The sequence below is a fragment of the Streptomyces sp. NPDC006551 genome, assembly GCF_040611675.1.
GTDB lineage: Bacteria > Actinomycetota > Actinomycetes > Streptomycetales > Streptomycetaceae > Streptomyces.
In genome coordinates this window covers 1-23,685 of record NZ_JBEXOT010000048.1, presented here as the reverse complement: position 1 = coordinate 23,685, position 23,685 = coordinate 1, and the positions used below count along the sequence as shown (strand labels likewise).

At 71.3% G+C, this 23,685-nt stretch carries 23 protein-coding genes; 6 read left to right on the top strand and 17 right to left on the bottom strand.

Annotated features, from left to right (window positions below; translation table 11 throughout):
- Positions 1-59: 59 nt before the first annotated feature.
- Positions 60-1,217 carry a TDT family transporter gene (locus tag ABZY12_RS29530; protein ID WP_356895617.1) on the top strand — a complete coding sequence of 386 codons (1,158 nt, stop codon included), beginning with the start codon at positions 60-62 and terminating at the stop codon, positions 1,215-1,217.
- Here ABZY12_RS29530 and ABZY12_RS29525 read toward each other — a convergent pair.
- The 4 genes from ABZY12_RS29525 to ABZY12_RS29510 form a co-directional block, all read right to left on the bottom strand.
- A complete protein-coding gene (locus ABZY12_RS29525) occupies positions 1,144-1,875 on the bottom strand; it encodes a helical backbone metal receptor (protein WP_356895615.1) in 732 nt (243 codons plus the stop codon). The genes ABZY12_RS29530 and ABZY12_RS29525 overlap by 74 nt on opposite strands.
- Positions 1,872-2,429 (bottom strand): XRE family transcriptional regulator, encoded by a 558-nt coding sequence (locus ABZY12_RS29520; RefSeq protein WP_356895613.1) that lies wholly within the window; start codon positions 2,427-2,429, stop codon positions 1,872-1,874. Before ABZY12_RS29520 ends, ABZY12_RS29525 begins: the two co-directional genes overlap by 4 nt.
- 178 nt (positions 2,430-2,607) lie before the next feature.
- Entirely contained in the window at positions 2,608-4,419 is a 1,812-nt protein-coding gene (locus ABZY12_RS29515; RefSeq protein WP_356895611.1) for an ABC transporter permease/substrate binding protein, read from the bottom strand.
- A complete protein-coding gene (locus tag ABZY12_RS29510) occupies positions 4,412-5,494 on the bottom strand; it encodes a betaine/proline/choline family ABC transporter ATP-binding protein (RefSeq protein WP_356895609.1) in 1,083 nt (360 codons plus the stop codon). The genes ABZY12_RS29515 and ABZY12_RS29510 overlap by 8 nt, the downstream gene beginning before the upstream one ends.
- A gap of 563 nt (positions 5,495-6,057) precedes the next feature.
- Between ABZY12_RS29510 and ABZY12_RS29505 the strand changes: the two genes are divergently transcribed.
- Together ABZY12_RS29505 and ABZY12_RS29500 are read left to right on the top strand one after the other, a co-directional pair.
- Positions 6,058-6,963 (top strand): 5'-3' exonuclease, encoded by a 906-nt coding sequence (locus tag ABZY12_RS29505; protein ID WP_356895660.1) that lies wholly within the window; start codon positions 6,058-6,060, stop codon positions 6,961-6,963.
- Positions 6,964-7,049: 86 nt separating this feature from the next.
- A complete protein-coding gene (locus ABZY12_RS29500; RefSeq protein WP_356895607.1) occupies positions 7,050-7,886 on the top strand; it encodes a siderophore-interacting protein in 837 nt (278 codons plus the stop codon).
- Between the two features lie 398 nt (positions 7,887-8,284).
- Here the strand turns inward: ABZY12_RS29500 and ABZY12_RS29495 are convergent, their stop codons facing one another.
- Positions 8,285-8,917 (bottom strand): MerR family transcriptional regulator, encoded by a 633-nt coding sequence (locus ABZY12_RS29495; protein WP_356895658.1) that lies wholly within the window; start codon positions 8,915-8,917, stop codon positions 8,285-8,287.
- Between the two features lie 178 nt (positions 8,918-9,095).
- Between ABZY12_RS29495 and ABZY12_RS29490 the strand changes: the two genes are divergently transcribed.
- Together ABZY12_RS29490 and ABZY12_RS29485 are read left to right on the top strand one after the other, a co-directional pair.
- Positions 9,096-9,998 (top strand): hypothetical protein, encoded by a 903-nt coding sequence (locus ABZY12_RS29490; protein WP_356895656.1) that lies wholly within the window; start codon positions 9,096-9,098, stop codon positions 9,996-9,998.
- Complete coding sequence (locus tag ABZY12_RS29485; RefSeq protein ID WP_356895605.1) at positions 9,995-10,459, top strand: ABA4-like family protein; 465 nt, start codon at positions 9,995-9,997, stop codon at positions 10,457-10,459. Before ABZY12_RS29490 ends, ABZY12_RS29485 begins: the two co-directional genes overlap by 4 nt.
- A gap of 93 nt (positions 10,460-10,552) precedes the next feature.
- On the opposite strand, the gene ABZY12_RS29480 is transcribed toward ABZY12_RS29485, so the two are convergent.
- Positions 10,553-11,383: an NmrA family NAD(P)-binding protein gene (locus tag ABZY12_RS29480; protein ID WP_356895603.1), complete on the bottom strand. Its 831-nt coding sequence runs from the start codon at positions 11,381-11,383 to the stop codon at positions 10,553-10,555.
- A 153-nt stretch (positions 11,384-11,536) separates the two neighbouring features.
- Between ABZY12_RS29480 and ABZY12_RS29475 the strand changes: the two genes are divergently transcribed.
- Entirely contained in the window at positions 11,537-12,463 is a 927-nt protein-coding gene (locus ABZY12_RS29475; RefSeq protein ID WP_356895601.1) for an ADP-ribosylglycohydrolase family protein, read from the top strand.
- 54 nt (positions 12,464-12,517) lie between these two features.
- Here the strand turns inward: ABZY12_RS29475 and ABZY12_RS29470 are convergent, their stop codons facing one another.
- The 11 genes from ABZY12_RS29470 to ABZY12_RS29420 form a co-directional block, all read right to left on the bottom strand.
- On the bottom strand, positions 12,518-13,933 hold the full coding sequence (locus ABZY12_RS29470) for a cytochrome P450 (RefSeq protein WP_356895599.1): 1,416 nt from the start codon (positions 13,931-13,933) through the stop codon (positions 12,518-12,520).
- Positions 13,934-14,090: 157 nt separating this feature from the next.
- Positions 14,091-16,919: a DEAD/DEAH box helicase gene (locus ABZY12_RS29465; protein ID WP_356895597.1), complete on the bottom strand. Its 2,829-nt coding sequence runs from the start codon at positions 16,917-16,919 to the stop codon at positions 14,091-14,093.
- Positions 16,920-16,980: 61 nt separating this feature from the next.
- Positions 16,981-17,883 (bottom strand): diacylglycerol kinase, encoded by a 903-nt coding sequence (locus tag ABZY12_RS29460; RefSeq protein WP_356895595.1) that lies wholly within the window; start codon positions 17,881-17,883, stop codon positions 16,981-16,983.
- Between the two features lie 40 nt (positions 17,884-17,923).
- Positions 17,924-18,835 carry a twin-arginine translocase subunit TatC gene (tatC, locus tag ABZY12_RS29455; protein WP_356895654.1) on the bottom strand — a complete coding sequence of 304 codons (912 nt, stop codon included), beginning with the start codon at positions 18,833-18,835 and terminating at the stop codon, positions 17,924-17,926.
- A gap of 107 nt (positions 18,836-18,942) precedes the next feature.
- Positions 18,943-19,224: a Sec-independent protein translocase subunit TatA gene (gene tatA / locus ABZY12_RS29450; RefSeq protein ID WP_356895593.1), complete on the bottom strand. Its 282-nt coding sequence runs from the start codon at positions 19,222-19,224 to the stop codon at positions 18,943-18,945.
- Between the two features lie 209 nt (positions 19,225-19,433).
- A complete protein-coding gene (locus ABZY12_RS29445; RefSeq protein ID WP_356895591.1) occupies positions 19,434-19,631 on the bottom strand; it encodes a hypothetical protein in 198 nt (65 codons plus the stop codon).
- A 46-nt stretch (positions 19,632-19,677) separates the two neighbouring features.
- On the bottom strand, positions 19,678-19,941 hold the full coding sequence (locus ABZY12_RS29440; protein WP_356895589.1) for a hypothetical protein: 264 nt from the start codon (positions 19,939-19,941) through the stop codon (positions 19,678-19,680).
- A gap of 119 nt (positions 19,942-20,060) precedes the next feature.
- Entirely contained in the window at positions 20,061-21,017 is a 957-nt protein-coding gene (locus ABZY12_RS29435; RefSeq protein ID WP_356895587.1) for a WYL domain-containing protein, read from the bottom strand.
- A gap of 16 nt (positions 21,018-21,033) precedes the next feature.
- Positions 21,034-21,990 (bottom strand): WYL domain-containing protein, encoded by a 957-nt coding sequence (locus ABZY12_RS29430; protein WP_356895585.1) that lies wholly within the window; start codon positions 21,988-21,990, stop codon positions 21,034-21,036.
- A 152-nt stretch (positions 21,991-22,142) separates the two neighbouring features.
- Complete coding sequence (locus ABZY12_RS29425; RefSeq protein ID WP_356895583.1) at positions 22,143-22,514, bottom strand: FKBP-type peptidyl-prolyl cis-trans isomerase; 372 nt, start codon at positions 22,512-22,514, stop codon at positions 22,143-22,145.
- Positions 22,515-22,570: 56 nt separating this feature from the next.
- Positions 22,571-23,542, bottom strand: a complete 972-nt coding sequence (locus ABZY12_RS29420) for an FKBP-type peptidyl-prolyl cis-trans isomerase (RefSeq protein WP_356895581.1) — start codon at positions 23,540-23,542, stop codon at positions 22,571-22,573.
- Positions 23,543-23,685 lie beyond the last annotated feature (143 nt).

The window sequence follows — 23,685 nt, the reverse complement described above, 5'->3', positions numbered from 1 at the left end:
ATGACGCCATAGGCCGGTGATCCCTGGTGGGGCCGGTCCGGTGGGACGACGGTGGGGCCATGGCAACCCTCGCACCTTCCCGCCCGGCCCCCCTCGCCACCACCCCCGGCGTGCGGGCGGCCGCGGTCCGCCACCTCGGTCCCAACTGGTACGCCTGCGTGATGGGCACCGCCATCGTCGCCACCGCCGGAGCGACCCTCCCCGTGGCCGTCCCGGGGCTCCGCGTCGCCTGCGCGGCCGTCTGGGCGCTCTCCCTCGCCCTGCTCCTGGCACTGCTCACGGCCCGCGCCCTGCACTGGGTCCACCATCGCGACCGGGCCCGGGAGCATCTGATGGACCCGGCCGTGGCCCCGTTCTACGGCTGCCTGTCGATGGCCCTGCTCGCGGTCGGCGGCGGCACGATGCTCGTCGGCAAGGACTGGATCGGGCTCCCGGCGGCCGTCGCGATCGACACCGTCCTGTTCACCGCCGGCACGGTCATCGGCCTGGCGGCCGCGGTGGCGATCCCGTACCTCATGGTGGTGCGTCACCGGGTCGAGGGCGCCTCTCCGGTGTGGCTGCTGCCCGTCGTGGCGCCGATGGTCTCCGCCGCGCTCGGCCCGCTGCTCCTGCCGCATCTGCCCGGCGGACAGGCTCAGCAGACGCTGTTGATCGCCTGCTACGCCATGTTCGGCATCAGCCTGCTCGCGACCCTCGTGATGCTTCCGCTGATCTTCGGCCGCCTGGTCACGGGCGGTCCGCTGCCGCTCGCGCTCACCCCGACCCTGTTCCTGGTCCTCGGTCCACTGGGCCAGTCGACCACCGCCGCGAACAAGTTCGCCGACGCCGCCCCGGGCGTGCTGCCCGCTCCGTACGCGCTGGGATTCGCCGCGTTCGCCGTCCTGTACGGCGTGCCGGTGATGGGCTTCGCACTGCTGTGGCTGGCCCTCGCGGGGGCGATGGTGCTGCGGGCCCGGCGCCAGGGCATGGGTTTCGCGATGACCTGGTGGGCGTTCACCTTCCCGGTCGGTACGTGTGTGACGGGCGCGGAGGGGCTCGCGCTGCACACCGGGCTCGACGTCTTCCGCTGGCTGGCGGTCGGCCTGTACGGATTCCTGGTCGCGGCCTGGCTGGTGGCCGGCTGCCACACCGTACGGGGGCTGGTCAGCGGCGCGCTGCTCGCAGCACCCGGCCCAGCACGGCGGGCGCCTCGGCCAGTGACGGCCCGTACCAGGTGAGATGGCGCCCGCTGACGAGCGCGGCGGGCGTTCCGGGGAAGGCTTCGGGCCCGTCGTCGGGCGTGAAGCGGTAGGGCTCGTCGGGCAGGACGACGAGGTCGGCTCCGGCCGCCCGGAGCTCGTCGAGCGGGACGCGCGGATAGCGCTCGGCGTGATCGGCGTACAGGTGGTCGACGCCGAGCCGGGCGAGCAGGTCGCCGGCGAAGGTGTCGTGGCCGAGGACCATCCAGGGGCGGCGCCAGATCGGCACGACGGCGGTCCGCGGCGGTGCGGCCGGCTCCATGGCGGCCCACGCCCGCTCCGCCTCGTCCAGCCAGCGGGGTCGCGCGGCCACACCGCAGGCCCGCAGCACCCGGTCGAGCTCGGTGAACGCCTGGTCGAGCGTGCGGACCTCGGTGACCAGGACGTCGAGGCCGGCGGCGCGCAGGGCGGCCAGGTCGGGGGCGCGGTTCTCCTCCTCGTTGGCGATGACGAGGTCGGGGCGCAGGGCGGTGATCGCGGGGACGTCGGGGTTCTTCGTGCCCCCGATCCGTACGGCGTCGAGCGCGGGCGGGTGCGTGCACCAGTCGGTGGCGCCGACGAGAAGCCCGGGGGCGGTGACGGCGACGGCCTCCGTCAGCGAGGGGACCAGCGAGACGACACGGGCCGCCGGGCTCATACGTCGCTGGCCTCGATGTGCTCGGCGACGGCGACGACGAGGAGGCGGGTGCCGGGCTCGGTGCAGCGCCACCGGTGCCGTACGCCTCCGGAGAGGTGGAGCGTGTCGCCGCGTGCGAGACGGTAGGCGCGCCCTTCGGCCTCGACCTCGGCGGAGCCTTCGGCGACGTACAGCAACTCGTCGTTGCGGTGCAGGAATTCGCGTCCGGCGTCCTGCTCGCCGGTGAACTCCAGGGCGTGCAGCTGGTGCCGGCCCCGCACCAGGGGGCGTACCCCGGGGGGCATGTCGTCCGGTGCCTCGCCGGCCCGGACGACCTCGACGGTGCGGGCGGACTCGGCGGCGGCGAGGAGTTCGCCGGCCGTGGTGTCCAGGGCCTCGGCGACGAGCTGGAGCGAGCGCGTGCTGGGGCGGGCCCGCTCGTTCTCGATCTGGCTGAGGAAGGGGACGGACAGCCCGCTGCGGGAGGCGACGACGGCGAGGGTGAGCTGGAGCGCTCTGCGCCGCCTCTTGACGGCCACGCCCACGCGCGGTGATTCCTTGTCCTTGTCGTCCATGCCGGCTCCCTCCCTCGTTCCTCGTGCCGCGTACTGGTCGGTTACCTGCACCTTACGCAGCTTTGGGGCGGGGTTTCGCGTCGTGGCGAAAAGGGGTGGCCGCCGAACACGTTCGGCGACCACCCCTTTTCGGACAGGAGTCAAAATCCCTCGGCTGGGATCCCCTCGGCTGGGACCCTTACTGCGGGGTCAGCTTCTCGGCGAGGCCGGGGTTCTTCTCCAGCCAGGCGCGGACCGCGTCCTGCTCCTTGCCCTTGCCGGTCTCCTGGATGACGGCTTCGAGATCGGTGAGCTGCTTCTCGGTCAGCTCGAAGTTCTTCAGCCAGGCGCCGATCTCGGGGTTGTCGGCGGTGAAGCCCTTGCGGGCGAGCGTGTGGACGCCGTCGCCCTTGCCCCAGCTGCCCTTCGGGTCCTTGAGCTTCTTCAGGTCGTAGGTGGAGTACGCCCAGTGCGGCGACCAGAGCGTGACGACGACCGGTTCCTTCTTGTCGTACGCGCGCTTCAGCTCGGAGAGCATGCCGGGCGTCGAGCCGTCGAGGACCTTGTACTCGCCCTTCAGTCCGTAGTCGTCGAGGACCTTGTCCTTGAGGATGCCCATCATTCCGGCGCTCGGCTCGATGCCGACGATCCGGCCCTTGAACTGTCCGGCCTTGCCCTTGAGGTCGTCGAGGGAGTCGACGTCCTTCATGTACGACGGTACGGAGAGCTCCAGGGAGGTGGGTCCGTACCAGGAGCCCAGGTCCTCCAGCTTGTTCCGGTACTTCTCCCAGTACTGGGCGTGGGTGACCGGCAGCCAGGCGTCGGTCTGGAAGTCGATCTGGCCGCCGGCGAGGCCGGTGTAGAGGGCGCCGGCTTCCAGCTGCTTGGTGTCGACCTCGTAGCCGCGTCGTTCCAGGAGTTCCTTCCAGAGGAAGGTGGAGGCGATCCCCTCGTCCCAGGGGATGTAACCCAGGCTGATCTTCTTGCCGTGACCGGTGTTCCGGCCGTCGGAGGCGGTGGTGTCGGCCTGCTTGCCGGCGCCGAGGAAGCCCATGCCGCCCGCCACGAGCGCGAGGACGACGACACCGACGAGCGCGGTGACGGGCTGCGGGCGGTGGCCCCAGATCTTGGCCCCGGCGCGGGCCGAGACCGCGGCGCGCGCCTTGGCGAGCGCCCGGCGGCCGAGCGGCGAGACCTGACGGCCCAGCGCACCGGTGATCCGGTCCAGGTACATGGCGAGGATGACGATGGAGATGCCCGCCTCGAAGCCGAGCCCGATGTCGACGTTGCCGATGGCACGGTAGACCGCGCCGCCGAGCCCGCCGCCGCCGACCATGCCGGCGATGACGACCATCGACAGGCCCAGCATGATCACCTGGTTGATGCCGGCCATGATCGTGGGAAGCGCGAGCGGCAGCTGCACGCGCAGCAGGGTGGCCCGCGGGGTCGTGCCGAACGCCTCGGCGGCCTCGACGAGTTCGCCGTCGACCTGACGGATGCCGAGCTCGGTCATCCGGACGCCCGGCGGCAGGGCGAAGACGATGGTGGCGATGATGCCGGGGACCACGCCGACGCCGAAGAAGATGATGCCGGGGATGAGGTAGACCATCGCCGGCATGGTCTGCATGAAGTCCAGGACCGGGCGCAGCACGGCGCTGACGGTCTTGGAACGGGCCGCCCAGATGCCGAGCGGGATGGCGATCACCAGCGTGACGAGGGTGGCGACGAGGACCAGGGAGAGGGTCGACATGGCGTCGTCCCACAGCTCGATGGAGTCCACGAGCGCGAAGCCGGCGAAGGCGAGCAGACCGGCGGTCAGGCCGCGCAGCCACCAGGCGACGACGGCGAGGATGCCGGCGAAGAGCAGGGGCTCGGGCGCGGAGAGGACCGCGTCGATCCCGTCGTAGAGACCGGTGACGCCGGTACTCACGGCGTCGAAGAGCCAGGAGAGCTGGGCCTGGAGCCAGTCGACGCCGCTGTCGACCCAGTTGCCGAGGGGGAGCCTAGGCATGGGAGGCCACCTCCTTGGTGTCGGTACCCGGGGCGTCGCAGGCGAAGGGGGGCCTCTGTTCGTCGCCGATGAAGCCGATCAGACGGGACTGCGGTACGACTCCGAGCACGGTGCCGTCGGTGTCCTTGACGGCGACGGGGTGCGGGACGCGGGCGCTGACGGCGCACAGGTCGGCCACGAGGGTGTCGGGGCCGACGGTCTCGCAGCCGCAGGCGTCCGGCGCCGGATGCTCGGGCGCGGTCATCACGGCGCCGGCCGTGAGCACGCGGGAGCGGTCGACGTCCTGGATGAAGGAGGTGACGTAGTCGTCGGCGGGGCGGACCAGGATGTCCTCGGCGGTGCCGAGCTGGACGATCCGGCCGTCACGCATCACCGCGATCCGGTCGCCGAGGCGCATCGCCTCGTTGAGGTCGTGGGTGATGAAGACGATGGTCTTCTTGAGCCGCTTCTGCAGTTCGAGCAGCTGGTCCTGCATGTCACGGCGGATCAGCGGGTCGAGGGCGCTGAACGACTCGTCCATGAGGAGCAGGTCGGCGTCGGTGGCGAGTGCGCGGGCCAGGCCGACGCGCTGCTGCATGCCGCCGGAGAGCTCGTCGGGCCAGGACTTCTCCCAGCCGGCCAGACCGCAGAGCTCGAGGGCCTCGGCGGCGCGCGCGTGGCGCTCGGCGCGCGGGACGCCCTGGACCTCCAGGCCGTAGGCGGCGTTCTCCAGCACACTGCGGTGCGGGAAGAGCGCGAAGTGCTGGAAGACCATGCTGATCTTGGTGGACCGTACGGTGCGCAGATCGCGGGGGCTCAGCGCTGTGAGGTCCTTGCCGTCGAAGAGGACGCGGCCCGCGGTGGGCTCGAGCAGTCCGTTGAGCATGCGCAGAAGTGTGGACTTGCCGGATCCGGAGAGACCCATCACGACGAAGATCTGGCCGGGCTCGACGGTGAAGGACGCGTCGATGACCGCCGCCGTCGTGCCGTCGGCGCGGAGCTCGTCGCGGTCCGCGCCGTCGGCGAGCTTCTTGACGGATTCCTCGGGTCGTCTGCCGAACACTTTGTACAGGTGGTCGGCCTGGAGCCTGGACACATACACCTCACGCATCGAAACGAAAACGGCCCGCCACCCCCGCAGCCGGGCCGTGGAGCGGGGCGGTTTCGGCCCGCGTCTCCCTGAGCACGGTGATCCGTTCGTTGAATCCCGTACAGGGTCCGCTCCGGGCGCGCCCCTGCCCCGGGCTTTACGCGGCAAACACAAAGGTGACGTGGGTCACGAAGAAGGGGTGGGCCGTCGGGAGTTGCCGGTCGGGTCGGGCGGGCCACGGGAGGGGCGAGCCGTCGAGCGAGGGATGTCGGTGGGGGCGTCGGTCGGCCGCCGTGTCGGTGGGTGGGCCGTCGGTCGAGTGCGGTGTCGACGGGTGGGGCGTCGGTCGGGCGGGGTGTCGGTGGGGTGAGTCGTCGGTCGAGTGCGGTGTCGACGGGTGGGGTGTCGACGGGTGGGGTGTCGACGGGCGGGGTGTCGGTGGGGTGAGTCGTCGGTCGAGTGCGGTGCCGACGGGTGGGGTGTCGACGGGTGGGGTGTCGACGGGTTGGTCGTCGGTCGGGCGGGGTGTCGGTGGGGTGCGGCATGATCGGGGTGTGACGCCACGCCTGATGCTTCTCGACACCGCCTCCCTCTACTTCCGTGCCTACTTCGGCGTGCCGGACTCGGTCCGGGCCCCCGACGGCGCCCCGGTCAACGCCGTGCGCGGGTTGCTCGACTTCGTCGCCCGGCTCGTCCAGGACCACCGCCCCGACGAGCTGGTGGCCTGCTGGGACGCCGACTGGCGGCCGCAGTGGCGGGTGGATCTGATCCCGTCGTACAAGGCGCACCGGGTGGCGGTGGTGACGGAGACCGGTCCGGACGAGGAGGAGATCCCCGACACGCTCTCACCCCAGGTGCCGGTGATCGAGGACGTTCTGGACGCCCTGGGCATCGCCCGGGTCGGCGCCGCCGGCTACGAGGCGGACGACGTCATCGGGACGCTGGCGGGGCGGGCGAAGGGCCCGGTGGACATCGTCACGGGCGACCGCGACCTCTTCCAGCTCGTCGACGACGAGCGCGGCGTGCGGGTGCTGTACCCGCGCAAGGGCGTCGGCGACTGCGATCTGGTCGACGCGGAGCTGATCCGTACGAAGTACGGGGTACGGCCCGACCAGTACGCCGATTTCGCGGCGCTGCGCGGCGACGCCAGCGATGGGCTGCCCGGGGTGAAGGGCATCGGCGAGAAGACGGCCGCGCAGCTGATCACCGAGTACGGCGACCTGGCGGGCGTCCGCGCTGCCGCTGTCGACCGTACGTCGAAGCTGACGCCGGCGAAGCGGCGCGGGATCGTGGACGCTGCGGCCTATCTCGACGTGGCCCCGACCGTCGTCCGGGTCGCGGGGGACGTACCGCTGCCGGACTTCGACCCCGCCCTGCCGAGCGGGCCGCGGGACCCGGAGGCGCTGCAGGCACTGGTGGCACGGTGGGGGCTGGGCGGTGCGGTGGGCCGACTGCTGTCGGTGCTGGAGCGCTGACGACGGCCTACGACGACTTCTGTCCGAGGCGGGCGGCGGGATGCTAGCTTAGGTAAACCTAAGTTGACGAAGCCAGGGAGACGGTCGTGGCAGAGCAGCCGGCGCGCAAGGGACCGAAGGCCCACGAGGCACAGGTGGTGCGCACGGAGCGGATCACTCCGCACATGGTGCGGGTGGTGCTGGGCGGGAACGGGCTCGACGCGTTCGAGGTGGGTGACTACACCGACCACTACGTGAAGCTGCTCTTCGCCCCCGAGGGCGTGAGCTACCCGGAGCCGTTCGACATGGACCGGATCCGCGAGGAGTTCCCGCGCGACCAGTGGCCCACCAACCGTACGTACACGGTACGGAACTGGGACCCGGTCCACCGCGAGCTGACCATCGACTTCGTGGTCCACGGCGACGAAGGCCTGGCCGGTCCGTGGGCGGCTCGGGCCCAGGCCGGCGAGACGATCCGCTTCCTGGGGCCGGGGGGCGGTTACGCGCCGGATCCGGCTGCCGACTGGCACCTTCTGGTGGGCGACGAGAGCGCGCTGCCGGCGATCGCGGTGGCGCTGGAGCGGCTGCCCGAGGGCGCGGCCGTGCACGCGTTCCTGGAGATCGCGGACGCCGCGGAGGAGCAGAAGCTGGCGACGGCGGCGGGCGTGGAGGTGACCTGGCTCCACCGGGGCGACCGGGCGACGGGCGAGGCCCTGCTGGAGGCGGTGCGCGGCCTGGACTTCCCGGCGGGCGACGTCCAGGCCTTCGTCCACGGCGAGGCGGGCTTCGTCAAGGAACTCCGCCGCCACCTGCGCCTGGACCGGGGCATCCCGCGTGAGCGGCTCTCGATCTCGGGCTACTGGCGCCTGGGCAAGACGGACGAGGCCTGGCGCGCGATCAAGCGCGAATGGAACGACCAGGTGGAGCGGGAACAGGAGTCGTAGGCGGCGCCGGGCGCGGGCGGGGCAGGGCCCCTGGGGCCTGGGTTACCGGAGGGCAGGGCCTTGGGGCCTGGGCTGCCGGAGGGCAGGGCCTTGGGGCCTGGGTTACCGGAGGGCAGGGCCCTTGGGGCCTGGGCGTCCGGAGGGTTCGGGGCCCCGCACCCGGTCGACCGGAGGACCGGGGCCTTGGTTTGCCGGGGCCCGGACCCTCCAGGGGTCGGGACCGCCCCGGGCCCTGTCCTGCCGGGGCGGTCCCGCCGTCCGGAGGGACCAGGACCGCCTCGGGACCCTGGGCCGCCCTGGGCCCCGGCGCTCAGGGCCCCGCCCGTGCGCCCCCGGACTTCCAGTAGGCACGAGGCCCGCACCCTGGCCGCCCCGCGGACGGCCGGCCCCGCCCCCCGTCACACCTCTTCGCCGAAGACCCGGTCCGACGCGTCCACGTGCGCCAGCCTCCGTAGCGCCGCGAACATCGCGTCCCCCAGCACCGTCCCCACCACCACGCTCTCCACCAGCTCCTCCCGCTGCACATTCCGCGCCACGTACTCCAGGTCCGTCCGCGCCACCCGTTCCGCCACTTCCGCGTACGCGTCCAGCACCTCCGCGAACCCGCCGTGGCCGACCTCCTCCAGCGTCGCCAGCGCCACCGCCAGCGCCTCCCCCGCCGGGCTGTCCGGACGCGTCCGCCAGCCGCGCCGCTCGACCAGCTCGGCCACCGACTTCCGGGCCCTCACGACGCCTTCGCCCGGCTCTTCGGCATAGCGCGGCACCATCCGGTCCGCCGCCGCCCCCAGCACTTTGTGCACCGGCCGTTCCGTGTCGTCGATCGCCTCGACGACCTCGCGGATCCCCGCGACCGAGAGCCCGCCCACGTCCAGGAGCGCCCGGATCAGCCGCAGGCGCCGCTCGTGCGTCTCGTCGTACGACGCCTGGTTGGGGCTGGTCAACCGACCGGCCGGCAGCAGCCCTTCCCGTACGTAGTACTTGATCGTCGCCACCGACACGCCGGTGCTGCGGCTCAACTCTCCGATACGCACAGTCGCGTTCACCTTTCCACCGTCTCTCAGGCCTTGCCGGCCTACCCCTCCATCATAGATAGTGGCGCTATCAGATAGCGGCGAGTGCCACTATCCATAAACCCGGGGGTTACCCATGTCCTCATCGATGCCGCGGATCCGCGAACTCCACCGACCACTGGTCTGGTTCTCCGCCGCGATGGCATTAACCGCCCTGGTCTCGGCCGGCGGCCTGCTCCTCGACGACCGCGTCCTCGTCGGCGCGCCCATCTGGTACAAGCCGTTCAAGTTCGCGGTGTCCTTCGTCGCGTACTGCATGACGCTGGCCTGGATGATCTCCCTCCTCCCCCGCGCCCGCCGGGCCGCCTGGTGGGCGGGCACCGTGGTGGCCGGGGCGAGCGCGGTCGAGATGGTGCTCATCGTCGGGCAGGTGATCCGCGGCAGGCAGAGCCACTTCAACAACGAGACGCCCTTCGACGCGGCCGTCTTCCAGGCGATGGGCATCACCGTCGTCGTCCTCTGGCTCGCCGCCCTCGCCATCGCGGTGCTGCTTCTGCGGGCCCGGATCCTCGACCGCGCCACCGCCTGGTCCGTACGCCTCAGCTCCCTGATCGCCCTCGCCGGCGCGGCCGTGGGCTTCCTGATGGTCCGGCCCACCCCCGAGCAACTCGCGGCGGGCGACGACGCCGGGATCGTCGGCGCACACAGCGTCGGCGTCCCGGACGGCGGCCCGTCGATGGCGGTGACCGGCTGGTCCTCGACCGGCGGCGATCTGCGCATCGCCCACTTCTTCGGCATGCACGCCCTCCAGGCGATCCCCCTGCTCCTGCTCGTTCTGGTGGCGCTCGCCCCGCGCTTCGCCCGCCTGCGCGACGAGCGCGTGCGACTGCGGCTGACGCTCGCGGCCTCGGGTGCGTACGCGGCGGTGTTCGCCCTCCTCACCTGGCAGGCATTGCGCGGCCAGGCCCTCCTCGACCCTGATGCCACCACTCTCATGGCGGCGGGCGCCCTCGCGCTCCTCGCGGCGGCGGCCACCGGAGCGGCCTTGCGCACCCCGTCACGCACCGCACCTTCCCGCACCGACCAGGAGTTCGCGGCATGACCGGCTTCCTCTTCGAACTGTCCTTCCTCCTCGCCGCCCCCGTCTGGTTGCTGATGATCTCCGCGCCGGGATGGCGGGGCACCGAGCGGATCGCGGCCTCACCGCTGACCGTCGTACCGATCCTGGCGGTCTATCTGGCGATGGCGATCCCTGTCTTCCCGGAACTGTGGACCGCGGTCAGCAGTCCGGACATCGACACCTTCCGGGATCTGACGGCGCTGGCGAACGGGGCCGGGGCGATCTGGGCCCAGGTCATCGCCTGGGACCTGCTGCTCGGCCAATGGATGTACCGGGAGGCGCGCCGGCTCGGCTTCTCACCGCTGTTGATGGGCCCGCTGCTGGTGCTGACGATTCTCCTCTCACCCGTCGGACTCCTCCTGTTCCTCGCGCTGCGCGCCACGAGGAAGCCATCTCCCCTGGCAGCGCGCGGAGTTCACCCCTCGCCGGACACCGCGGCGTGACGAACCCCCGAGGGGCCGAGAGCGAGGGCGGCGGCCACCCAACCGCCCCGCCCCCGCCCGTTACGCGCGCCGTACGGCCGCGAAACCCCAGCTCTAGCCGGCCATGACACGGGGGGCCTGGAAGCGTTCCGCGTGCTCGGCCGCCCACTGCGCGAACGTGCGCGCCGGGCGGCCGGTCACCTTTTCGACGGTGTCGACGACGGTCAAGGAGTCATCGCCGCCGGCGGCGTACCAGCCGATGACGTAGTCGGCGTCCTCGCGGGACACACCGGTGGCCATCAGCCTCTCGACGGCCTGTTCGTGCGTGATCGAGGAGAAGGCGATGTCCCGACGGATCGCCCGGGACAGGATCGCGATCCGTTCGCGCGGGGTCAGCGCTTCGGGCCCGGTGAGGTTGTAGGCGCGCCCCGCATGGCCGTCGTCGAGGAGCGCGACCGCCGCCACCGCCGCTATGTCGGCCTCATGGACGAGAGCGCTGGGAAAGTCGTACGGCTCGCGCACGATCCCCTCGGTCTGAATCGATTCGATCCAGGTCAACGTGTTGGACATGAACTCCTGCGGCTCCAGACGCGTCCACTCCACACCCGAGCCCGCCACGGCCTGCTCGACCGGCCCCACGCCACCGCCCCACAGAACGGTGATGCGCCGCACGCCCGCGTCGACCGCCCGCCGTACCAACGCGGGACCGACCTCGGCGAGGCCCGCCGTCACCGTGATGTGCAAGCGACTGACGCCATCGAGGGCGGCACCCAACGTCTCCGGTGCGGTGTGCGTACCGCCCACCACCTCCACCCCTGCCGGAAACCTCCCCGCGGCCGCGTCCGGATCCCGCGTCAGCGCCCGAACTCGCTCTCCTCGGCGGACCAGTTCCGCCACAATGTGCCGCCCGGTGTTCCCGGTGGCACCCGTCACCAGTGTCGTCACGGTCGACTCCTTTCGTCGTCGACGACCGTAGAAACTCAACCGCGCTTGAGGTCAAGAAGTCCATCCGCGGGTCCGTCGACCGCTCCGGTCGACCCGCCCCATGACCCGACGCATCCGCCGACGTCCCTGTGCCGGTCGCTCTAAGCTGACCGGATGCCAACGACCGATCGGGCCGTCGGAGCCGTACTGGGCTCCGCCGTGGGCGACGCGCTGGGCGCGCCCTTCGAGTTCGGCCTGCCGGGGGTCTTCCGGGAGCGCTTCCCCGACGGCGTGGGCACGATGTGCGGAGGCGGGGGCTGGGACCCGGGCGAGGCCACGGACGACACGCAGATGGCCGTCCTGGTCGGCGAGTCGCTCATCGAGCGGGGCGGCCTCGACCTTCCGGACATCTTCGGCCGCTTCCGCAGGTGGGCGGTGGCCGAACCCAAGGACATCGGCCTCCAGACCGAGGACGTTCTCATGAGCGGCGATCCCTGGGACACGGCGGCCGCCCTCCACTTCCAGGTCAACGGCCGAGCGGCGGGCAACGGTTCCTTGATGCGGGCCTCAACCTCCGCCGTGTACTTCGCCGCCGCCGGCCGCGAGGTCACGATGAGCGCGGCCCGGCGGATCGCCGCTCTCACCCATGGCGACGGAGCCGCGTGGGAGGGTACGGCCGTCCTCCATGAACTGGTCCGCGTCGCCCTCCTCGGCGACGACCCTCTCACCGCTCTCCCCGCCGCCCTCGCCGCGGTCCACCCGGCGCACCGCGACCGCTGGTCCACCGTCCTCGCTCCCCACTGGCACCCGGACGACGCCACGGAGTTCAACGGAGCCGTCTGGCCCTGCCTCGCCTCGGCGGTCTGGGCCCTGCGCACCACCACGTCGTTCGAGGCGGCGCTGGCGGCGGCGATCGATCTGGGCGGTGACACGGACACGGTGGCGGCGGTCACCGGTCTCCTCGCCGGTGCCGTCCACGGCTCCGCCGCCATCCCATCCCGCTGGACGGACCCTCTCCACGTCCCGCTGCCGGGCTTCGGCGGCCGCGTGCTGAGCGCGGACGACCTGCGGGACCTCGCGGCGACGCTGGCCGGAAGCTGAGCGCATACGACCGACCGGGCGGGAGCCTGGGGCCGGCTCGAGTCGCCGACGTGCCTACCCTGCGTCCGTGGCCTGCTGGGCCGGGCGGGTTCTCACCGTGGCGAGGACCTCGCGGTCCGGCTGAAGGGTCAGGCTGGGCACGGGCCGTATCTCGCCCGGGTCGACCGCGAGCGTGAAGCGGCGGGCCAGGACGGCGAGGACGAGGACGGCTTCGACCATCGCGAACCGGGTGCCGAGACAGACGCGGGGGCCGCCGCCGAAGGGGAACCAGGCGTACTCGGGTATCTGCTCGGACGGTTCGCCCTCGGCGCCGTCGACCGTGTGCCAGCGCTCGGGGCGGAACTCCTCCGGGTCGGTGAACCAGCGGCCGTCGCGATGGGTGGCCCACTGGCTGCTCCAGACGCGTGTGCCTCGGGGTATCGGTGTCCCGCCGAGGCTGGCGCCGTCCTTGGCGATCCCGGTGATGAGCCAGATGGTGGGGTAGAGCCGCAGGGTCTCCTTGACGACGGCCTGCGTGTAGGTCAGTCGGGCGTAGTCGTCGAAGCCTGGCTCGTGGTCGCCGAGGAGTCGGTCGAGCTCTTCGGCGAGCGCGTCGCGGACCCGTGGATGGTGCGAGAGGAGGTACCAGGCCCAGACGAGGGTGGAGCTGGTGGTCTCGTGCCCGCCGATGTAGAGGGTGACGGTCTCGTCGCGGATCTCCCGGTCGGAGAGAGGGGCGCCGGTCTCGTCCCGGGCGGCGAGGAGGCGGCTGAGGAGATCGGGCCGTTCGGTGTCGCCGTCGCGGTGGCGGGCGAGGACCCGGGCGACTTCGGTGTCGATGACGGCGGTGGCGCGTTTGACGCGAGCGCGGCCGGGGGTGGGCACCCAATCCGGGAGGAGGGCTCCGATGCCGCTGAACTCGGCGCCGATCTCCTTCTGTGCGACATCCATCGCGCGTCCGATGGCCTCGGCGTCGGCGGCCGTGTCGGCGCCGAAGATGGTGCGGACGGCGATGAGTTGGGTGAGGGCGGCCATTTCCCTCTTGATGTCGACGCGCTGCCCGTCGGTCCAGCGGTCGGCGAGGGCGACGGCGCATTCGGCCATCGTGGCGGCGTAGGAGCGCACTTGTCGGGGCCGGACGGAGGGCTGGACGAGGGAGCGCTTGCGGCGCCAGTCGGCGCCCTTGGCGACGACCACGCCGTTGCCGAGGAGGGTGCGGAAGGCGATGCCGAGGTCGGGCTGGTCGAAGGTCCGCTCGACTTCCGTGAGGAGTTCACCGATGGCGTCGGGGTGGGCGATGAAGAGGGCGGGGCTGCGGCCGAATCGCCAACCCACGAGGTCTCCGCGTGCACGGAGGCGCTCGAAGAAGGCCAGGGGGTCCTTGCCGAACTCCGGCAGATTCCCCAGCAGCGGTACGCCTCGGGGTCCCGGCACGATCTTCGGTCCGGCAGCTACGCTCTCGACGGTGGTCGGACGGGCTTGCGTGGTCACGCGCGTTTCCCCCCAGCGGTGTTGCCCGGTGTGTGACTCCATGGAATCGGAGAGGTACGACACTCCGCCACCCCTGTGGACAACCACCTGTGGACAAGACGAAGGGGCCCGTGGTGTCGACCACGGGCCCCTGTCCGCGCTGTCGTCACATGCGCCGTCAGCCGACGGAGCTGTAGGCGACGACGCCTCTCAGGAGTGCGTCCACGGCCTTGCGCGCGTTCTTGGCGACCGTGCTGTTCTCCTTGGGCGCCGCCGCGGCGATCTGCCCGAGGACGTCGATGACCTGCTTGCACCAGCGGACGAAGTCGCCGGCGGGCATCTCGGCCTCGCGCAGGACCTCGTCGAGTCCCCTGTCGGAGGCCCACTGGTGGGCGGCCCAGGCGAACCCGAGGTCGGGCTCCCGCTGTCCGACCCCCTCCGCCTGGTTGATCTTGAAGTCCTCTTCCAGGGCGTCGAGCCGCCCCCAGATCCGCACCATCTCGCCGAGTGCGGCCTTGGCTTTGCCGGTGGGCAGCTTCGGCGGTACGGCGTCGTCGGCCTGCCGTGCTTCGTACACCAACGCCGAGACGCAGGCGGCGAGTTCGGCCGGGTTGAGGCCTTCCCAGACACCTTCGCGGAGGCATTCGCTGGCGAGCAGGTCGAGTTCGCCGTAGAGCCGGGCGAGCCGCTTGCCGTTGTCGGTGACGTCGTCACCGCGGAGGTAGTCGAGTTCGGTGAGGAGGGCGACGATCCGGTCGAAGGTGCGCGCGATGGTGTTCGTACGGCCTTCGATGCGCCGTTCCAGCTGGCGGGTGTCGCGCTGGAGGCGGTGGTAGCGCTCGGCCCAACGGGCGTGGTCCTCGCGCTCGTCACAGCCGTGGCAGGGGTGGGCGCGGAGCTCGCTGCGGAGACGGGCGATCTCGCGGTCGTCGGCGGCGGCGGAGCGCTGCTTGCGCTGCCGCTCGGGGTTGATGTGCCCCGCCTTGGTGCGCAGGGCGGAGGCGAGGTCGCGACGGGACTGCGGGGAGCGCGGGTTGAAGGACTTGGGGATCCTCATGCGTTCCAGTGCTTCCACCGGGATCGGGAAGTCGATCGACGCGAGCCGCTTGACCTGCCGTTCTGCGGTGAGGACGAGAGGACGCGGCCCGTCGTGGTGTTCGAAGCCGCGGTGGCCGTTGGTCCGTCCCGCGGGGATGCCGGGGTCGAGGACGAGGGCGAGTCCGGCGAACTTGCCGGTGGGGACGTGGATGACGTCGCCGGCCTTGAGCCGCTCCAGAGAGGCGGCGGCCTGGGCGCGGCGCTGTGCGGCGCCCTGCTTGGCCAGTTCGGTCTCGCGGTCCTTCAGTTCACGGCGCAGCCGTGCGTACTCCTCGAAGTCTCCGAGGTGGCAGGTCATGCCTTCGCGGTAGCCCGTCAGGCCTTCTTCGTTCTTCTGCACCTGGCGGGAGATGCCGACGACGGACCGGTCGGCCTGGAACTGCGCGAAGGACGTCTCGAGGAGTTCGCGGGAACGGTGCCGTCCGAACTGGTCGACGAGGTTGACGGCCATGTTGTAGGACGGCTTGAAGCTGGAGCGCAGCGGGTACGTGCGGGTGCCGGCGAGTCCGGCGAGGTGGCCGGGGTCGAGGCCGCGCTGCCAGAGGACGACGGCGTGGCCTTCGATGTCGATGCCTCGGCGGCCGGCGCGACCGGTGAGCTGGGTGTACTCGCCGGGGGTGATGTCGGCGTGCTGTTCGCCGTTCCACTTGACGAGTTTTTCCAGGACGACGGACCGGGCCGGCATGTTGATGCCGAGGGCGAGGGTCTCGGTGGCGAAGACGGCTTTGACGAGGCCGCGGACGAAGAGCTCTTCGACGACTTCCTTGAAGGTCGGGAGCATGCCGGCGTGGTGCGCGGCGATGCCGCGTTCCAGGGCTTCCAGCCATTCGTAGTAGCCGAGGACGTTGAGGTCTTCGGTGGGGATGGAGGCGGTGCGCTCCTCGACGATCTCGCGGACGCGCCCGCGGGCCTCGTCGTCGTTGAGCCGCAGTCCGGCGTAGAGGCACTGCTGGACGGCGGCTTCGCAGCCGGCGCGGCTGAAGATGAAGGTGATGGCGGGCAGGAGCCCTTCGGCGTCGAGCCGTTCGATGACTTCGGGCCGTCCGGGCGTCCAGATGCGGGAGCGCTGGCGGCGCTCGCGCTCGCGGTCGGCCTCGCGGATCATCTTGCCGCGGCGCCGGTCGCGCGGGTTGTACGTGCGGGAGTTCTCGGTGTGGGCGAGGCGGAGCAGATCGGGGTTGACCTCGCGGCGGGAGGCGCCGCGGCCGCCGTGGTCGGTCTCCTCCTCGAAGAGGTCGTACATCCGGCGGCCGGCGAGGACGTGCTGCCAGAGGGGCACGGGGCGGCTCTCGGAGACGATCACCTCGGTGTCGCCGCGGACGGTGTCGAGCCAGTCGCCGAATTCCTCGGCGTTGGAGACGGTCGCGGAGAGTGAGACGAGTGTCACCGATTCCGGGAGGTGGATGATCACCTCTTCCCAGACGGCGCCGCGGAAGCGGTCGGAGAGATAGTGGACCTCGTCCATGACGACATACCCCAGGCCGGACAGAGCCTGGGACCCCGCGTAGAGCATGTTGCGGAGGACTTCGGTGGTCATGACGATGATCGGGGCGTCGCCGTTGACACTGTTGTCGCCGGTGAGGAGGCCGACCTTCCCGGGGCCGTAACGCTTGACCAGGTCAGCGTACTTCTGGTTCGACAGCGCCTTGATGGGTGTCGTGTAGAAGCATTTGCGCCCTTGGAGGAGGGCGAGGTGGACGGCGAACTCGCCGACGATGGTCTTGCCCGAGCCCGTGGGCGCCGCGACGAGCACGCCCTTGCCCGCTTCGAGGGCCTGGCAGGCCTCGATCTGGAAGGGGTCGAGACCGAACTCGTACATCTCGCGGAAGGGGGCCAGCGCGGTGGCCTGCTCGGCGTTGCGGGCCCGGGCAGCTGCGTACGCTTCGGCTGGTGTGAGGTCCTCTGTCATCTTGTTGTCGAGCCTACCCGCCACCTCTGACAGTGACGCGATCTTTAATGACCGGCTGTTCTCAGTGGGCGGGCGGCGGTGCGAGGACACGCAGGGCGGCGGGCACGCAACGCGCGGTGAGGGGCAGGGGACCGAGGGGCTCGCCGTCGGCGTAGCCGGTGGTTCCCGGGGCGTCGAGGGTGAGCGAGCGCACCCGGTGGACGGTGACCTTGGGGTGGTCGAGGTGGGTGCCGCGGTAGACGCGGGGGAAGACCTTGATCAGGGTGGTGCGGCTGCAGTCGCCGACGACGGTGACGTCGAAGAGTCCGTCGTCCATGCGGGCGTCGGCGCAGATCCGCATCCCACCGCCGTAGGAGGTGCCGTTGCCGACGGCGACGAGGGTGGCCTCGATCTGCTGTTCCGCACCGTCGTCGAGGGTGAGGCGGTAGGGAATGGGCCGGAAGGCCGCGAGTTCGGCGATCATGGCGAGCTCGTACGTGAAGCGCCCGGCGGGCAGTCTCATCCGGTTTCCGCGGTCGTTGACGCGGGAGTCGAATCCGGAGGCGAGGACGGTGGCGAACCAGCGGTCGCCGGCCTTTCCGAGGTCGATGTCGCGTCCGCCCGCCCCTTTGAGCAGTTCGCCGGCGAGCCGGCCGGCGGCCGCGGGGTCGCGTACGGGCAGTCCGAGGGAGCGGGCGAAGTCGTTCCCGGTGCCGACGGCGACGACACCGAGGGGCGTACGGGTGCCGGCCACGGCCTGGAGGGCGAGCGAGATCATGCCGTCGCCGCCGACGGCGACGAGGGCTCCGGTTCCGTCGTCGACGGCCTCACGGGCGCGGCGCAGGGCGTCGTCGGGGCCGGATCCGAGAACGGTACGGACCGAGAAGCCGGCGTCCCTGAGCGCGCGGGCGGCCGGCTGCGCGGCGTGCGCTCCCCGGCCGCGTCCGGCGGTGGGATTGACGAACAGGGTGATCTCGCTGGTCATGGGTGTCCCCCCGGACGGAGTCTGGGGGGACCCTACAAGATCAGGTGATGTCGTCGTAACCGCCCGGCCGGAGGGCGCGGGCGCCGTCCGGTGCGCCGGTGGCCTGCTCGGGCAGGGCGGCCGTGGCGCTGACCGGTTCGACGGCTGCGACGGCCTCGGGCGTGTGGTCGAGCGCGGACGCCTCGTCGTCGTCGAGCTCGGCGTCGGGGTCGTTGCGGCGGCGGCGCCGGTCGTTGAGGAGGGAGATGCCGACGGCGATGAAGTACAGGACGATGATCGGCCCGGAAAGGGCGATCATGCCGAGCGGGTCCGTGGAGGGGGTGGCGATGGCGCCGAAGACGAAGATGCCCATGATCACGGCGCGCCACCAGCCGGCCATCCGCTTGCCGGTGACGACGCCGGCGAAGTTCAGCATGATGAGCAGCAGCGGCAACTCGAAGGCGATGCCGAAGACGAGCACCATCCGGGTGGTGAAGTCCAGCACGTCGTCGAGGGAGAGGAAGTTCGAGGCGACGTCCGGCGTGATGCTGATGAGGACCTTCACACTGACCGGCATGATCAGGTACGCGATGTAGGCGCCGGCGACGAAGAGCGGCACGGCGACGCTGGCGAAGAGGTACGTGTACCGCTTCTCGCTCTTGTGGAGACCGGGCGCGACGAACGCCCAGAGCTGGTACAGCCAGACCGGCGAGGAGGCGACGACGCCCGCCAGCATGATCACCTTCACGGTCGAGGTGAACGGCGACAGCATGGTCTGGTACGCGATGATGACGCAGCGCCCGCCGGTGTTGTCCGCGATCGAGGTGCCGGGCGGGCACTTCGGTACCGGCGAAGAGAGGAAGTCCATCAGCTGCTGGCTGAAGAACGCGGCCACGACCGAGGCCACGATGACCGCCAGCATCGCCTTGGCGACCCGGTTGCGCAGTTCGCGCAGGTGCTCCACGAGCGGCATCCGCCCCTCGGGATCCTTCTCCTGCTTAGTGCGGGCAGACTTGAGCAACCCACGTCCTCATCTCGTGCGGCAGGCCGCCTTGGGACGGCCTTGGGGGTCGAGCGTGGTCAGCGCTGAGTGGTGTCCGACGTCTCGGTGACGGGCCGGGCGCTGGTGACGTCGCCCGGGGCGGCCTTGATGGTGCGCTGGGCGGCCGTGGCGCCTTCGGCCGGCGGGTCGGCGGGGGCGGGCTGCTGGCCCTCCGACTTCATCGCCTTGGCCTCGCTCTTCAGAATGCGGGCCGACTTGCCCAGCGAGCGCGCCATCTCCGGGAGCTTCTTGGCACCGAAGAGCAGCACGATGACGAGGAGGATCAGGCTGATCTCGAGGGGACCGATCTGACGGAACATAAGCGTGGTCTTCCTTCTCACCGATGCGGCTTGGGGCGGGCTGATGGCCGCCGCCCGGACTGGTGTCCGAACCCCGACCGTCAGCGATCGTAACGCGCACGAGTAAACGCAGGGCAATCCCTGTGCATACACCCGTTTGCGGCCGGCGCCCCTCCGTCCGCGCCGCATTCAGCAGCGTACCCCGCGGTGGCGCGCGGGAGGAGACCGCGCTAGCGCAGCGCCCCGCCCGTGCGGGTCAGGTCGCCGGCCGCCTTCTCCAGCTCCTCGGCGGCGCTGGTGATGCGCTCGGTGGTGCGGGCCACTTGGCGGCCGAGCCGCTGGGCTTCGACGAAGACCTTGATGCCGAGGACGCCGAGGACGGCGATGCCGAGGAATCCGAGAGCGATGGCGAGCATGGGCCAGAACATGTGCCGAGCCTAGACGCTGCGCCGGACCCGCGGAGCTGTCGGAGCGTCAGACGGTGGAGTGCAGGCGCAGAGTGCGTACGCCGCCGCCGGTGAGGAGTTCGATGATCCGCTCGCCGGCGGGTTTACGGACGGTGCTGCCGCACTCGGGGCAGGTGAAGGAGTAGAAGGTGGTGCGGCGGCTGGCCCCGATCGCGAGGCGCAGGGCGCTCGCGGAGAGTTCGCAGCGAGAGCGGCAGTCGGGGCAGGCGGCCTTGAAGAGGACCGGTGCGATCGACGCTGTCATTCCGTGCATCACGGACATTTCCCTCATCTCTCTCGACTCCCGCGCTCTCGCGCGTCCGTCGGCTCACACAAGCAACAGCGTCGACTGCGCGGGGAACGTCACATTCCCCTGACCTCCGCCCGCCCTCCCGCTCCGAAGGCGGGGGGTCACCCCACGCCGTCGTAGGCGGCCAGTGCGGCGGTCGCGGCCTCCCGCGCGCTGTCGGCGAGCTCGGGCGGGGAGACGATCCGCCCGTCGCTGCCCAGCCGCAGTGCGAGACGGCGGAGCGAGGCGGGAACGGGTGTCCGCAGCGTGATCCGCAGCCCTCCGTCGGCGAGCTCCTCGGCCCGGTCGTGCGGGTAGTACTCGGCCACCCACCGGCCGCCGGGACCGACCTCGACCACGACCTCCGGATCCTCCGCGGACGGCTGGACCAGCCCCTCGGAGAGATCACGCAGCTCGATCTCCGGCGGTGCCGCGTGCTCGTCGAGGATCCGGATCTCGGCGACCCGGTCGAGCCGGAACGTGCGGCGCGCCTCGGAGAGCCGGCACCAGGCCTCCATGTAGGTGTGGCCCACGGCGAACAGCCGGATCGGGTCGACCTCCCGCTCGGTCAGCTCGTCCCGCGCGGGCGAGTAGTAGCGCACCCACAGCCGCCGGCGTTCGGAGATCGCCCGGTCGACCTCCGCGAAGACCCCGCCCTCGGACTCGAACGTCACCGAGAGCCGGGAGCTGGCGCCGGCGGCCTCCCCCGCCGCGGCCTCCAGCTTGGCGGTGGCCCGCAGCAGTGCCTCACGGTCGCTCTCGCGCAGTCCGGGCAGGGTGGCGACGGCACGCGCGGCGACCAGCAGCGCGGTGGCCTCGTCGGCCGCCAGCCGCAGCGGCTCCGCGACATCGTCCGGGTTGTGCCACCAGATCCGGTCGCCGTCGGTGTCGATGTCGAGCAGATCACCGCCTCGGAAGCTCGTGCCGCACATGGGCAGCACATCGAGGTCGGAGATCAGCTCGTCCTCGCTGATCCCGAAGGCGCGAGCCACGTCGGCGACATGAGCGCCGGGGCGTTCCCGCAGGTAGGTGACGAGGGAGAGCATCCGCCTCGTCTGGTCGATCGCGTTCGCGGCCATGCCGTACGTCTCCCCTTCAGCCCTTGGCCACGGCGCGCAGCCGGTCCACCACATCGGCCCGCAGGTCCGCGGGTTCCAGTACGACGACATCGGGGCCGAACTCGACGAGCCAGGCATCGAGGCCGTGCCCGTACGGGATCTCCAGCTCGTCCCAGCCGTCCGCGCCTTCCCGTACGGACTGGGCGCGCGCCCGCAGCGGGTAGCCGCAGCCGGCGCGCAGCCGGATCCGGGCGGAGCGGGTGGCGGTCTCGCCCGCCCAGCTCTCGACGGTCTCCCGGACGGTGACGACGTCGGGCACGGGCGCGGTGAAGGCGCCGGCCCGGGAGCGCACCTTGCCGGTGATACGGGAGAGGCGGAAGACGCGCTCGGCGCCACGGTCGCGGTCCCAGCCGGCCAGGTACCAGTGGCCGCGCCAGCACTCCAGCGTCCACGGTTCGACCTGGCGGGTCTCGGGGCGGGCGGCGGTGGCCTTGCGGTAGTCGAAGACGACGGGCCGCCGGTCGCGGCAGGCCAGCATCAGGGGCTCGAAGGCGGCCTCGTGGACCGGGATGCGCGGTTCGAGAGCGCTGTGCTGGATGTCGTACGAGTCCTCCGCCTCGGGCATGCCGGCGGCGCGGAGCTTCTGGAGGGCGCCGCTGGCGGCCCCGGCGAGACGGGCCTGCTGCCACACCTTGGCGGCCAGGCCGAGCGCTGCGGCCTCCTCGGCGTCGAGGGTGATCGGCGGGAGGCGGTTGGAGTCGCGGCGCGCGAGATAGCCGGTCTCGCCCTCGAGGTTCTCGACGGTCTCGATGACCAGACCGAGTTCGCGCAGATCGTCCTTGTCACGCTCGAACATCCGGTTGAAGGCGTCTTCTCCGCCCGCGTCGAGGTAGGCCTCGATGGAGCCGCGGAGCTCACGCTTGCTCAGCGGGCGGCGGGTTCCGAGCAGGCACAGCGCCAGATTCATCAGCCGCTCGGCCTTGGCAATCGCCATCGACGCCCTGCACCTCTTCTGCCGGATTGACTTCTCAGACCTCCGACCGTACCGCCCCGGGGTGTCGCGGCAAAAGCCGAGGGCCCATGCCGGACGGCATGGGCCCTCGTGGTGATCGTTTCCTGGTCAGGAACCGGTCACTTCGGGTCCGATCAGACCGCGACCAGGTCGCAGACGAAGATCAGGGTCTCGCCCGGGGCGATCTTGCCGCCGGCGCCGCGGTCGCCATAGGCGAGGTGGGCGGGGATGATCAGCTGGCGGCGGCCGCCGACCTTCATGCCCTGCACGCCCTGGTCCCAGCCGGCGATGACCTGGCCGACACCGAGCTGGAACTGCAGCGGGGTGCCACGGTTCCACGAGGAGTCGAACTCCTCGCCGGTGGAGAAGGAGACGCCCACGTAGTGGACGGAGACGGTGGCTCCGGCCTTGGCCTCCGGGCCGTCACCCTCCCAGATGTCCTTGATCTCCAGGTCCTTCGGCGGCTCGCCGCCCGGGAAGTCGACCTCAGGCTTCTCGATGCTCACTGCAGTGTGCTCCTTGTAGCGTTGCGTACAACTGGGACAGTCTCACAGATGGGCGGTCAGACCGTGCCCAGGATGTCGACCGAGAAGACCAGCGTGTTCTTCGCCAGCTCGCTGGACGGGTTGGCGCCGTAGCCGAGGGACGGCGGGATCACCAGCAGCACCCGGTCGCCGACGTTCTTGCCGACCAGGCCCTTGTCCCAGCCCTCCACGACGGAACCGGAGCCGATCTGGAAGGCGGTGGCGCCGCCGTGGTCCCAGGAGGAGTCGAACTTCTTGCCGTCCTCCCACTTCACGCCGGTGTACTGGGCGATCAGGCCCTGACCCGCCTCGACCTTGGGCCCGGTGCCCTTGATGAGCACCTGCTCCTTCAGCGCGGTGGGGGCCTTCTCACCCTTCGGGACGGTGATCGTGGCAGCGGCCTGCGACGGGGCCTTCACCTCGGGCATCCCCGGCGCGGTCGCCGCCTGCTGCCCCTTGGCCTCGGCCTTGGAGTCCACGGAGGCGGCTCCGACCACGTCGATGACCCAGACCAGGGAGTCCTCCGCGGTGAGGCCGGACTGGGGGTTCAGGGTCTGCCCGATCAGGTCGCCCGCCGTGCCCTGCACGAGGACGCGGCTGCCGGCCTTGCGGTCCACGACGGCGTCGAGGATCTTCTCGGGCAGCTGCTGGCTCGGCTGGCCGACGCGCTCCACGGCCTGGCGGCGCGGTCCCTTGGCGCCGGGAGTCTGCTGGGTCCAGGTGCCCCCGAGCGCCTCGGCGCCCTTCCACTTCTCGACGGTCCAGTCCAGCCGGACGAAGTCGCCCTTCTTGACCGTCGCCCCGTCACCTTCCGAGACGGTCTCGATCACCGTCTTGTCCGCGGGCTCCGCGTCCTTCGGGATGGAGATCTCGGGCGCGGACCCGAACTTCCCCGTGACCTTGGCCACGTTGCCTGTCTGCGCGTCCGAGTCGGATCCGCAGGCGGCGGTGAACAGCAGGGCGGGTACCGCCAGCACGGCGGCGATACGGCTCTTCGTGTTGTAGTTCATCAGTCCAACTGGGAGTCGAGGCCATGGCAATGCGCCCCACTCTACGGTGCGCGCCAAGCCCCGTACGGGTTCCGCGGCACCCGAACGGACGAGTGCGCGGAGTGACCGAAGTGGCCGGTGCTCCGCGAGGTGCACCTCGCGGA